The sequence below is a fragment of the Nocardia sp. NPDC056100 genome (genome assembly GCF_042266325.1).
GTDB lineage: Bacteria > Actinomycetota > Actinomycetes > Mycobacteriales > Mycobacteriaceae > Nocardia.
This window is the reverse complement of the sequence record NZ_JBHJVY010000001.1, coordinates 1535466-1547670: the sequence shown is the minus strand read 5'-3', so window position 1 is coordinate 1547670 and position 12205 is coordinate 1535466. Positions and strand designations below refer to the sequence as shown.

Below are 12205 nucleotides of genomic sequence, written 5' to 3'. Positions count from 1 at the left end.
CGGCGGTCCGCACCACCGGGAACCACCCGCTCGAATCCGCGCACGACCGCCGGTCACGGAGGTCCCGCGCGCGTCGAGGCCGCCGATGAGCGGACCCGCGCAAACCGAAGGCGCGCGACCGGTACTCGCGGTTGGCGTGGGTACCCGAACCGGCGTGGAGGCCGCCGTCATCGTCGCGGCGATACGGGAAGTCTTGGGGGACAGCGTGATCGGCTGCCTCGCGACCGTGGACAGGCGCGCGGGGGAGTTGGGCCTGGTGGCCGCGGCACGAGAGCTCGGGGTGCCGGTGATGTCCTTCGCGCCGGGCGAACTGGCGCGGGTCGAAGTGCCCAACCCGTCCGCGGTCACCGCCCAGGCGCTCGGAACCCCGAGCGTGGCGGAGGCCGCCGCGATGCTGGCCGCCGGCGGCGGAGAGCTGGCTGTTCCCAAGCGCATAAATAGGGGAATCGCCTTGGCAGCAGCGGTTATTCGACGCTGAGACCGCACACTACCGGTCGGGTGCGCGGATATACATATGAGGCGGTCGAAATCGTCTTGGCGGCAGCTGTAATTCGGCGCTGGGTTGCGCTCCGCGCCTCGAGCGGATCAGCCCGGGAATAGGTACCGATGCGGTGGCGCGGTGATACGGCGCCGCCGCGCCCGCCGACCGGTTGGGTAGTCGGCGAGCGCGGCGGGTGGGCGGATCACGGGTTGGGGCTGCGTGATCCGCCGCTGGTGGGGTGGTGGGTCAGGGGGCTACCGAACCCCAGTCGGCGAAGCCGGTGGGGTCGTGGCGGCCCAGGGTGCCGTGTTCGAACAGGCCCCAGCCCTCGGCGTCACCGCAGCGGGCCTTGCCGACGTGGTCGATGACGCCGAAGGGGATGCGGCCCGCATTGGCCGGGTCGGTGAGGTCGTAGCGTTTGGCCTCGGACCAGTTGCGGCCCTTCCATTGCCCGTGCTGCCAGTCCGGATCGCCGCCGTAGCCCGCGCCGACGTGCAGCGCGATGAACGTGCCCGCCTCGACCTCCACCTCGAGCGGTTTGCCGTCGGGAGTGGTGAGTTCCAGGCGCAGGGCGGTGGGGATGCGGGTGCCGGACTTGTAGGTCAGATGCACTCGCGGCCAGCCCAATTGCTCGATGCGGCCGTCATTCCAGATGCGGGTGGCATCGTTGAGCGTGCGGAACCCGTTGGGCTCCTCCTGCACGATGACGATGATGGAGAACTCGTCGAAGCGTAGCGGCACGTACAGCCACCAGAAGCCTTCGGACGGTTCGGAAGCCAGTCGTCCGGCCGGATCGGACTCACCGACCGGGCGGATACCCCAGGAGCGGTCCCGGGTGCCCATCCAGCTGCCCGGATCGACGGCGAAATCGGTGCCGTCGACATTCAGTGTGCCGGACCAGCTTCCGACCTGAGCGAAGCGCTGGGCCTCGATCATGGCCTTGTTCATGCCGGTGATGATGGTGTGCGCCTCCTCCTGCACGACCGGGAACGAACCCTCCCAGGTCATATCGAAGGACAGCGTCTCGTGCTCGCAGATCACCCGCAGCTTCTGCAGCGGCTCGATCACCTCGATGCGGTATCCGCCGACCGCCAGGTCCAGGCTGCGCTGCTCGAGTGCGTCGGAGAATCGCACCGAATGCTGGATGTCCCCGCGCCGCACGGTGGCGAACGCGTCGGTCACGCCGAGGTTCGGGTACACGCCGAATCCGGTGACCAGCAACAGATCTCCGCCGGTGTCGATGGCGTTGTAGTAGCTGCGGTCGTAGAAGTTCTTATCGCTGCTGGCCACCCGTGCGATGGGCTGCGGCGTCTGGTGGATCGGGTATTCGTCCAGAGGACCGATCATGGGTCGCATATCTCTCAATCCCAGGCGTAGGTGCCGTCGAGCAGTGCCTCGAGCAGCTTTCGGTGCATGACGTAGTCGTCGCGGTCGGCGGTGTCGGTGTCCTCGCCGAAGTGGATCATCCGGCGCTTGATGCGCGCCATGACGATCCCGTGCCGCAGTGCGGCATAGGTGAGGTACCAGTCCAGATCGCGCACGGCGTGCCCGGTGGCTTCCTCGTACAGCTTCTCGATATCGCTGCGGCGCAGGAAGTCCGGCAGTCCGGGCTGATCGAACGTGGTCGCGATGTCCTGGAAGAACCGGTGAATCAGGATGGGCCAGGCCACATCCAGTTCGCGCGGTCCGATGGCGGCCATCTCCCAGTCGAGCACGGCGGAGGTGTCGCCGGTCTCCTCGAAGAACATGATGTTGCCCGGGCGCGCGTCACCCCAGCTGAGCACATCGGGCGCGGAATCGTCCGGCCAGTTGGCTTCCAGGTATTCGAAGGTGCGCTCCAGCAACGGAATCCGGAATCCGTCAGCGGCCAGTGCCCAGTCGTACCAGCGCTTTTGCGCGTCGAAATGCCTGCGCAGTGCCGAGCCCTCGCCGTGCAGCATGGGGAAGCGCTCTTCGGGCTTGTCGATGCTGTGCACCCGGGCGATGACGTCGACGGTCTTGCGGGTGATCTCCAGCCGCTCCTCGGGCGTCGCGTCGAACACCCAGCCGAAGAACACGTACGGCGGATTGTCCTCCGCCACACGGCCGCTCACCCGCTTCATGACCAGGAACGGCGAGCCCAGGACGGAGGCGTCGTTCTCCATCCAGCACAGCGGCGGCACCGGGATATCGGTGGCCTCGGCGACCGCGGCCATGATGTCGTACTGGGCCTGCAGGTCGTACTTCTCGAAGACCGGGAAGGAGCTGGACTCCGGTGGCATCCGCGCCACATACGATCCGCCCGCGGGCGCACCGTTCTCGGTCCATTCGGCGTCGAACAGCAGGGTGGTGCTGGACATGCCGCCCGCCTGCGGCTTGGTCAGCGAGGTGACGCGCGGGGCGTCGTCGGCATCGACCTTGGTGGCGAGCCAGGCGGCCAATTGCTCCGCGAGTTGTGCATCGTCCCGGTCGGAGACGGTGAGTTCCCATCTCTGGTTGGGGTCGTCGGCCGACATTCTTTCCTCCTGGCGTGAAGCGGCGGGCGTGTGCGCGCGGTTCGGGCTGGTGGGCCCGGGTGTGGCGCGTTCCACACGATGTGCAGAAATGTAACGTGTTGCAGTTGAAATGTGCAGGGGTTCGGCTGGTAAGTACCGGTGAATGGGATGCCTCTCGACGCGCATTCTGGTAAGTCGGTAGTGCTGGCACGTAGTCCCGCAGAGGTATGCCGCACCATCCCACCGGGGTAGGCGAGAACGCTACGAACGGGGGATCCACCCGGAGGTGCGCGGCGGGCACACTCCCTATCGTCGAAAGAGGTTCGCCGAGAGGGGAGAGAGCGCGATGAGTACAGCAGCGGTCGTCGTCGAGGCGGAGCTCGATCCACCCGAACCGGCGACCGCGCGGACATGGAATCCGCTGGCGCGCCTCGGCTTTCGCTTCGTGGTCGCATACCTGACCCTATTCTGCGTCATCTATCCGCAGCCGCTGTTCGCCTTCATCGGCATCATCGCGCTCTGGACACCGGATCGCATGGTCATGGACTACGCGCAACTGCCGCACGCCATCGTGGAATGGGTGGGGCGCAATGTCTTCGGCATCGACGCGCGCCTGCACCTGGAATCCGGTAGTGGCGATCAGGCGTACCTGTGGGTGCTGGTGTTCTGCATCCTGATTCTCGCGCTCATCGTGACCGCGGTGTGGACCGTCCTGGACCGCAAGCGCACCGAATACCGCCGTCTCGCGGGCTGGTTCCTGCTCTTCATCCAGCTCATCCTGGCCGGGCAGATGCTGGGATACGGCTTCGCCAAGGCGATTCCGCTCCAGATGCAGGTGCCCGGTCTGGCCACCCTCATCCAGCCGTACGGCGACTTCAGTCATATGGCGGTGCTGTGGAATCAGGTCGGCACGTCACCGGTGTACGAGAGCCTGCTCGGTATCGCCGAGGTGCTCGGCGGTCTGCTGCTGCTCATGCCGCGCACGCGGCTCGCGGGCGTGCTGCTCAGTCTGGTCAGCATGGCGCAGGTGTGGGTGCTCAATATGACCTTCGATGTGCCGGTCAAACTGCTCTCGTTCCACCTGCTGTTGCTCTCGCTGGTGTTGCTGGCCCCCGAGGCCCGCAGGCTCACGGCGGTGCTGCTGGGACAGTCCGCCGGTCCGTCGACCGCACCCACCCCGTTCACGACGCCCCGTTCGCGCCGGATCGCCGACATCGGCCTGGTGGTACTTGCGGCCTGGTTCGTGCTGGCGCAGGCGGTCGGCAGCTGGCAGGGCTGGCACGATTACGGTCCGGGGCGGGGCAAACCCGAGCTCTACGGCATCTGGAACGTCACCGAATTCACCCGCGACGGCCAGCCGGTGCCGCCCCTGCTCACCGATGAAACCCGCTGGCGGCGCTTGGTTTTCGACTACAGGGAGTACGCCACCTATCAGCGCATGGACGACAGCCTGGTCTCGGTCGCCACCGAATACGACAGCGCCGCACACCATCTCACCCTGCACTCACCCGAGGCGCAGCAGCCGCTGGCCAGCTTCACCTACGACCGCACCGCCCCGGATCGCCTGCTGCTCACCGGCGAACTGGACGGCCATCCGGTGACCCTGTCCCTCACCCGCGTCGACGACAGCGCCATGCCGGTGCGCAAGGGCGGCCTGAACCTGGTGCAGGACAACCCCAATGGCGTGAACTAGTTCCCGAGCTGATTGACCCAGCCGGGATTCGGCGCGAAGAACTCCCCACCGGCCGCGAAGGCGCTGCGCGCGTCTTCCCGGCCGAGCAGCCGGGCCGCCAGCCACGCGGTCGGATACCCGAGATATCCGTACACCCCGACCGCGCACGGGAACGCCGCTCCCGCGCAATCCGGTTGCCCCTGCACATCATTGTGATTCGGCCCGACGAGCGTGCCCCACGCCTTCGGAATCGAATTCGGGATCGCCTCGTAGTACGCCCGAATCGATTGCAGTCCGATCACCTGGCGGGGCAGCGCCTGCTCCGACGGCGAGATCAGGAAATCCGCGGACCCGTTCACCAGGAACACCGAACCGCTGACCAGCTTCCCGGTATCCGGGCACCATGATCCGGTCGCACAGAGAATCTGGATCGGCAGTTCGATCGGCACCACCGTCTTGATCCGCCCGCCCGAATTCGCCATGGCGTTCAACGCCCCGGTCGCGCCCTGCGAATGCCCCACCGCGCCAATCGCATTCGCGTCCAGCCGATCGTGGAAGACGCTCGCCGGATCGGCGGCCCGATGCAGCAGGAAGTCCACCGCCCCCGCGATATCCGTCCCGGACCCGGTCTGCTTGTTCTCGGTCGCGATGACGACGAACCCCCACGACGCCAAATGCGTGAGCAGATACTCGTATTGGCTCGGCACCGCATTGGTGCCGTCGCCGAAGGTGATGATCGGATGCCGGAATCCGCCCGCCCCGAGATTCGCCGGATACCAGATGTCATAGGCCGCCCCGGTGGAATCGCAACAGCCGAAACCCTTTTGCGTGGTCACCGCCCACGGACCGGGCTGCGAATAGATCGCCTCGACACTTGGCGACACCAGCGTCCCGGCCGCTGTATCGGCCGCGGCGGGCGCGACGCCCGCGAGCGAGAGGGAAACCAGAACTGCGAACATCCGGACCACTGCCCCGCGGCGAATCATAGCTATCAAGCATAGGAAGCCGAACGGGTTTCCGAGGCCAGGCGCACGGATCGCCATCCAGCCGAGATCCGCCGCCGCCATCGAGGTGGGCTCTATAACGGTTGCTGTGCGGACGCCGGTCGATTGTGGGCGGTTCGCGGCCAGGCCGTAGGCTCAATCCTCGTGCAGTACACGTCAGACGCATCCGATGAACAGCCCGTTGGCGACCCGAACTACCTGGTCGGGCTCGATCTGAACGGCCGGCGCGTAGTCGTCGTCGGCGGTGGAACGGTCGCCCAGCGGCGGCTCGGACTGCTCATCGCCTCCGGTGCGGACGTGCACGTGATCAGCCGCGAGGCCACCCCGGCCGTGGAGGGTATGGCCACCTCCGGCCAGATCACCCTGGAACTGCGGCCCTACGCCGACGGTGATCTCGATGGCGCGTGGTACGCCATGACCTGCACCGATGAACCCGAAACCAATGCCGCGGTGGTCGAAGAGGCCACCCGCAGGCGTATTTTCTGCGTCCGCGCCGACAGTGCCCGGCTCGGCACTGCCGTCACCCCGGCGACCGCGCGCTATGACGGTATGAGCCTCGGCGTCCTCGCGGGCGGTCAGCATCGCCGTTCGGCCGCGATCCGGAACGGCCTGCTGGAGGCGCTGCAATCCGGTGTGGTGACCGATGATTCGGGCCCGGTGACCCCAGGCGTCGCCCTGGTCGGCGGCGGTCCCGGCGATCCGGACCTCATCACCGTGCGCGGCCGCCGCCTGCTGGCCCGCGCGAATCTCGTTGTCGCGGACCGTCTCGCGCCCCCGGAGCTGCTCGCCGAACTGGGTCCGGATGTCGAGGTCGTGGACGCCGCCAAGATCCCGTACGGCCGCGCCATGGCGCAGGAGGCCATCAATACCGCGCTCATCGAGGGCGCGAAGGCGGGCAAATTCGTGGTCCGCCTCAAGGGCGGCGACCCCTATGTCTTCGGCCGCGGTTACGAGGAACTCGAAGCCTGCGTCGACGCCGGTGTCCCGGTGACGGTCGTCCCCGGCGTGACCAGCGCCATCTCGGTCCCCGCCCTCGCGGGAATCCCGGTCACCCATCGCGGCGTCACCCACGAATTCGTCGTGGTCTCCGGCCATGTCGCCCCCGACCATCCGGACTCCCTGGTCGACTGGCCCGCCCTGGCCCGACTGCGCGGCACCATCGTGCTGCTCATGGCCGTCGAGCGCATCGATAAATTCGCCGCCGCCCTCCTGGAAGGCGGTCGCGCCGCGGACACCCCGGTCACCATCGTCCAGGAAGGCAGCCTGCGTACCCAGCGCATCGTCCGCGCCGACCTGTCCACGGTCGCGGACCGTGTCCGCGCCGAAGCCATTCGCCCCCCGGCCATCATCGTCATCGGCCCCACCGCCGGTTTCACCGCCGGAGCGCCGGATGGCGAATCGCTGGACGCGGGAGCGCACTGACCTCATGCCCGGTACGAGCCAGCACGAGATCGGTTGGCCGCGCCGGGTATCCATTACAGTGTCGGAGTGCTCGATAATCCCGCTGCGACGATGCAGTATCCGGTGACCAAGCGGGCGTTCGGCCTCGCGATTCTCGTCCTGAGCGGGTTGCAGCTGATGGTGGTGCTCGACGGCACCGTCATGATTCTGGCGCTGCCCCGACTACAGGAGCAGTTGGGTCTGTCCAGTGCGGGCAGTGCCTGGACGGTGACGGCGTACGGTCTGCCGTTCGCCGGGCTCATGCTGCTGGGTGGTCGCCTCGGCGACTCCTTCGGTCGCAAGCGCATGCTGATTCTCGGTGTCGCACTGTTCACCGTCGCGTCCGCGCTGTGCGGCAGCGCGCAGAACGAAGCCTGGCTGATCGCCGCCCGCGCCCTGCAGGGCACCGGTGCCGCCATCGCCGCGCCGACCGCGTTCGCGCTGGTCGCCAGCACCTACGCCCCCGGTCCGGCCCGTAATCAGGCCATCGCCATCTTCGGTTCCATGGTCGGCATCGGTTCGGTCGGCGGTCTGGTCATCGGCGGTGCGCTGACCCAGCTGGATTGGCGCTGGATCTTCTGGATCAATGTGCCGATCGGCATTCTCATCGTCATCGGCGCGATCAACGAGCTGCGCGATACCGCGCACCAGCGCATCTCCCTCGATATTCGAGGGGCGGTACTGGGCACGCTCGCCTGCGTGGCCATTGTGTTCGGTGCGACCGAAGGCCCCGAAATGGGTTGGGGCAGCCCGATTATCCTGGGCTCGGTGATCGGCGGCCTGGTGCTGCTGGTGGTGTTCATCCTCGCCGAACGCAATGTCGAGAACCCGCTGCTGCCGTGGTCGCTGTTCGACAGCCGCGATCGCGTGGCCACCTTCATCGCCATCTTCCTGACCTCCGGCGTACTGGGCGCGACGACCTTCTTCGTCGCCCAGTTCCTGCAGAACGTGCTTGGCTACAGTCCGCTCTCGGCCGGTCTGGCGAGCATCCCGTTCACCCTCGGCGCGGGTGTGGGCACCGCGGTCGCCTCCAAGGCCGCGCAGTATGTGGCCCCGCGCTGGCTGCTGTTCTCCGCCGCACTGGTGCTCGCGGCCGGGCTGTACTTCGGTTCCACCATCGACGGTTCGGTGGAGTACTTCCCGACGCTGCTGATCCTGCTGTGCGTGGTGGGTTTCTGCGTCGGCACCGCGATCGTGATCCTGCCGCTGTGCGTACTGGTCGGGGTGGATATGGCGCATATCGGCCCGCTGTCCGCGGTCGGGCAGATGTTCATGAATATGGGCACCCCGTTCGCGGTGGGCGTGCTGAGCCCGGTCGCACTGTCCCGCACGCTGTCCCTGGGCGGTTCCACCGGCAAGGTCACCGAGATGAACCCGACCCAGATCGAGGCGCTGGGCAGCGGTTACACCCTGGTGCTGCTGGTCTGCGCCATCGGCACCGCGGTGCTGGGCGTGCTGGCGCTGACCCTGCGCTATACGCCCGCGCAATTGCAGCAGGCGCAGCACGCACAGGATGAGGCCCAGAAATCCTGAGTCCCTACGGCACTCGCGTCACCGCGATGGCCGGTTCGGACAGGCTCCCGAGGTAGAGATTGCCGTCGTGTTCGGCGACGGCGGTCACCAGCGCGTAGTCGACGCCTTCGCGCTGTAGATCGTGCACCTGCTTGCCGTCGAAATCGAAGGCCATCGCCCAGACGGTGCGCGCCGGCTTCGGTTGCAGCCGTTCGGGAATCGCCCACGAGATCTTGCGGAGAATGCCGGGCAGCGGAAGCAGGGTGTCCAGCAATGGGTTTCGTGGGGATGCCAGCGAAACCCACACCAGGCCATCGCTGCCGAGCAGCATATTGTCCGGGAATCCGGGCAGGTTCTGCACCAGCGGATCGCTGGTCCCGGCGCGCGGGCCCGACAGCCAGTAGCGGGTCACCCGGTACGCCCCGGTCTCGGCGACCACCACGCACGAACCGTCCGGCGCGAGCACCACGCCATTGGCGAAATCCAGTCCGTCCAACAGGATTTCGACGCTCCCGTCGGTGTTCCGGCGCAGCAGCCGCCCGGTTCCGGAATGCTCCATGATGTCGCCCATCCACTCGGTGAGCGGCCATCGGCGCGAGGATTCCGAGAAGTAGATCGTGCCGTCCGCGGCCGCGACCACATTGCTGGTGAAATTCAGCGGTTCGCCATTGACCTCGGCGACCAGCACCTCTATCTGCCCGCCCGGCTTGTCCAGCTGCAGCAATCCGCGCTGTGCATCGCAGATCAGCAGGGAGCCATCGGATTCCGCGTGCAGTCCGAGCGGCCGCCCGCCGGTGTGCGCGATCTGCTCCACCGCCCCGGTCGCCGGATCGACGGCCAGGATCGCGCCATTGTCGATACCGGTGAGCAAACGCCCGTCGGCCGCGATGACCACGTCTTCCGGTCCCTTGCCCGGCAATTCGAGTAACCGCAGGGCGGGCATCTCCGGGGTGCTGCGGGTGTCACGGGCACGCGGCGGGGCAGGCGGGGGCGTCCATCGGCGGGGCTGCATCGGCATGGCTCACTGTATCCGCGCGCCACCACACTCCGAGGGCGGTGAGGCTGAAAACCGCGCCCAGCAGGCAGACCGCCGTCCATCCGAAGGCCGCGTAGACGGCGGTGGCGGCCACGGCTCCGGCCGCGCTGCCGATCGAATAGAAGATCATGTAGCCGCCGATGACCCGGCTGCCCGCATCGGGGCGATGCGAGTAGATCATGCTCTGGTTCGTGACGTGCACGGCTTGAATGGCGGCATCCAGGGCGATGATGCCGATCACCAGGGCCACCAGCGATTTCGGAGTCAAGGCGAGCAGTGGCCACGACGCGACCAGGAGTGATAGTGCGAGCCCCGTCACCCGTCGGCCGTGTCCTCGGTCGAAGAGTCGCCCCGCCGGAGTCGCCGCTGCCGCGCCCGCGACGCCCGCCAGCCCGAAAGCGCCGATCACGGTGTGCGACAGCGTGAATGGCGCGGCGCTGAGCAGCAGTGCGAGCGTGCTCCACAGCGTGCTGAACGCGGCGAAGATGAGCAGGGCCAGCAGCCCTCGGGTGCGTAGCAGGGGATCGGTGGCGAAAAGTGTGATGGTGGAACGCAATAGCGCCGGATATCGCGGTGCCGAGTCCGGGTGCTCGCCGCCAACCCCGAGGTCGTCGTCCGCATCGCGTCGAGGCATCGGCCCGGTGGGCGCGGGCACATAGGGCAGCGTGCGTCGCATGGCGAACACCAGTAGCAGCGTGACCGCCGCCGAGGTGAAATACACCGCGCGCCAGCCCGCCACATCGGCGATAGTCCCGGATATCGTGCGCGCCAGCAGAATTCCGATGACGATCCCGCTGGTGACCCGCCCGACGATCCGTCCCCGATCGCCCGGCCCGGTGAGCGCCGCGGCATAGGCGACCAGCGATTGCGCCACCACGGCGAGGAATCCGACGGTCGCCGCAGCGCCGAGCAGCACGGGAGTATTTGCGGCCGTGGCGAATACCAGCAGCGCCCCCGCCAGTAGCAGCGACTGTGCCGAGACCAATGCCCGCTTGGGCAGTAGATCCGCCAGCGGGACGAGCAGGAAAAGCCCCAGTCCGTAACCGATTTGCGTAGCGGTGACAATGCCGCCGACCGCCTGCTCACCGATGCCGAACTCCGCGCCGAGCGTGGCCAGCAACGGTTGCGCCAGGTACACGTTCGCCACGGCGGTTCCGCTCGCCAGCGCGAACACCGCGAGCGCCGGGCGGCTTGGTTGTGCTCCGGCCCCGGATGATTCGTCCGCGCGGTGGCCGGGCCGGGCTCCCACCGTGGGTGGTTCGGTCGTGGGCCGATTGTGTTCCAGCGTCATACACCCTCCAGTGGTTGCATCTTGCTACCTACGCTAGAGTGGAGTGGTAGCAAGATGCAACCGATAATTCCGGAGGCCGGGCCTTGGTCAAACGCACCCGATTCGACGATGCCGACTGCCCAGTCGCCCGCTCGGTGGACGCCATCGGTGATTGGTGGTCGCTGCTCATCGTGCGCGACGCCTTCGACGGCAGTCGCCGCTTCAATGAATTCCAGCGCAGCCTCGGCGTGGCCAAGAACATCCTCGCCGCCCGACTGCGCGATCTGGTCGCCAACGAGATCCTGGAAACCACCCCGATCTCGGAAGGCAGCCCCTACCAGGAATACACGCTCACCGAAAAAGGCCGCGCTCTCTTCCCGGTCATCGTCGCCCTGCGGCAATGGGGTGAAGCCTTCTCCTTCGCCGACTCCGAACCCCACTCCGAACTGCTGGACCGCCGCGACGGCCGGCCACTGGCCCCGCTCGAGGTGCACGCTCACGACGGCCGCTTACTCACCCCGGACGATGTCGCGGTAGCCAAACTGAGCTGACCTCGCGTATCGGAGGGCCGACGCGTAATGGTGGCGTCCCGGCGCAGTGGTGAAAACCACCGCCGCCCAGGGCTGTTGCCGCCCGCGGGAATTCGGCAGACTGCCTGGATGGGGAGAAACCTGGACGCGGAACTACTGGACCGCTGGACCGATCTGGCTGGACCCGATGCGCGTGAACTCGGCGAAGACCTGGTCCGCCGCTATCGAGAACCACACCGCCGCTACCACACCGTCGAACATCTATCCGCCATGCTCGCGGTCATCGACGACCTCGCCGCCGACGCCACCGACCTGGCCGCCGTCCGCTATGCCGCCTTCTTCCACGACGCCGTCTACTCGGTCGACGGCGGCGACAATGAGGAAGCCAGCGCGGTACTGGCCGAATCCGCCCTCCCCGCACTGGGTTTGAGCCCGGAGACGATCACCGAGGTGGCCCGCCTGGTCCGCCTCACCGCGGGCCACCACCCCGCCCCCGGCGACCGCAACGGCGAGGTTCTCTGCGACGCCGACCTCGCCATTCTCGCCGCCGACCAACCCGCCTACACCGCCTACACGGCCGCCGTCCGAGCCGAATACGCCCACGTCCCGGACGATCTCTTCCGCGCGGGCCGCGCCGCCGTCCTACGCGGCCTGGTAGACCAACCCCACCTCTTCCGCACCCCCATAGGCCGAGCCCGCTACGACGAAGCCGCCCGAGCCAACCTCTCCGCCGAACTCGCCACCCTCGCCTGACAGCCCGCCGCCTCGTCCGGATCGCGGATGAGG

11 protein-coding genes are annotated in these 12205 nt (G+C 67.5%); 6 read left to right on the top strand and 5 right to left on the bottom strand.

Annotated elements, in window-relative coordinates; translation table 11 throughout:
• Nucleotides 1-136 precede the first annotated feature (136 nt).
• Nucleotides 137-478 carry a cobalamin biosynthesis protein gene (locus ACFC0O_RS07145; protein ID WP_375954554.1) on the top strand — a complete coding sequence of 114 codons (342 nt, stop codon included), beginning with the start codon at nt 137-139 and terminating at the stop codon, nt 476-478.
• A gap of 249 nt (nt 479-727) precedes the next feature.
• Here ACFC0O_RS07145 and ACFC0O_RS07140 read toward each other — a convergent pair whose 3' ends face one another.
• Together ACFC0O_RS07140 and ACFC0O_RS07135 are read right to left on the bottom strand one after the other, a co-directional pair.
• Complete coding sequence (locus ACFC0O_RS07140; RefSeq protein ID WP_375954552.1) at nt 728-1828, bottom strand: hypothetical protein; 1101 nt, start codon at nt 1826-1828, stop codon at nt 728-730.
• Nucleotides 1829-1842: 14 nt separating this feature from the next.
• Nucleotides 1843-2976 (bottom strand): phosphotransferase family protein, encoded by a 1134-nt coding sequence (locus tag ACFC0O_RS07135; RefSeq protein WP_375954550.1) that lies wholly within the window; start codon nt 2974-2976, stop codon nt 1843-1845.
• Nucleotides 2977-3301: 325 nt separating this feature from the next.
• Between ACFC0O_RS07135 and ACFC0O_RS07130 the strand changes: the two genes are divergently transcribed.
• On the top strand, nt 3302-4648 hold the full coding sequence (locus tag ACFC0O_RS07130; protein WP_375954549.1) for a DoxX family protein: 1347 nt from the start codon (nt 3302-3304) through the stop codon (nt 4646-4648).
• Here the strand turns inward: ACFC0O_RS07130 and ACFC0O_RS07125 are convergent.
• A complete protein-coding gene (locus ACFC0O_RS07125; RefSeq protein WP_375954547.1) occupies nt 4645-5586 on the bottom strand; it encodes a hypothetical protein in 942 nt (313 codons plus the stop codon). The two genes, ACFC0O_RS07130 and ACFC0O_RS07125, sit on opposite strands and share 4 nt — an antisense overlap.
• 189 nt (nt 5587-5775) lie before the next feature.
• On the opposite strand from ACFC0O_RS07125, the gene cobA reads away from it, so the two are divergent.
• Both cobA and ACFC0O_RS07115 read left to right on the top strand, forming a co-directional pair.
• Nucleotides 5776-7053, top strand: a complete 1278-nt coding sequence (gene cobA, locus ACFC0O_RS07120; RefSeq protein WP_375954545.1) for a uroporphyrinogen-III C-methyltransferase — start codon at nt 5776-5778, stop codon at nt 7051-7053.
• 90 nt (nt 7054-7143) lie between these two features.
• Nucleotides 7144-8604, top strand: a complete 1461-nt coding sequence (locus ACFC0O_RS07115; protein ID WP_375956018.1) for an MFS transporter — start codon at nt 7144-7146, stop codon at nt 8602-8604.
• A 4-nt stretch (nt 8605-8608) separates the two neighbouring features.
• On the opposite strand, the gene ACFC0O_RS07110 is transcribed toward ACFC0O_RS07115, so the two are convergent.
• Together ACFC0O_RS07110 and ACFC0O_RS07105 are read right to left on the bottom strand one after the other, a co-directional pair.
• Complete coding sequence (locus ACFC0O_RS07110) at nt 8609-9601, bottom strand: SMP-30/gluconolactonase/LRE family protein (RefSeq protein ID WP_375954543.1); 993 nt, start codon at nt 9599-9601, stop codon at nt 8609-8611.
• Entirely contained in the window at nt 9546-10910 is a 1365-nt protein-coding gene (locus ACFC0O_RS07105; protein WP_375954541.1) for an MFS transporter, read from the bottom strand. Before ACFC0O_RS07105 ends, ACFC0O_RS07110 begins: the two co-directional genes overlap by 56 nt.
• 83 nt (nt 10911-10993) lie before the next feature.
• Between ACFC0O_RS07105 and ACFC0O_RS07100 the strand changes: the two genes are divergently transcribed.
• The gene (locus ACFC0O_RS07100) at nt 10994-11440 is read left to right on the top strand and encodes a winged helix-turn-helix transcriptional regulator (RefSeq protein ID WP_375954538.1); all 447 of its coding nucleotides are present in this window, start codon (nt 10994-10996) and stop codon (nt 11438-11440) included.
• Between the two features lie 108 nt (nt 11441-11548).
• A complete protein-coding gene (locus ACFC0O_RS07095) occupies nt 11549-12172 on the top strand; it encodes a metal-dependent phosphohydrolase (RefSeq protein WP_375954536.1) in 624 nt (207 codons plus the stop codon).
• The last annotated feature ends 33 nt before the right edge of the window (nt 12173-12205 follow it).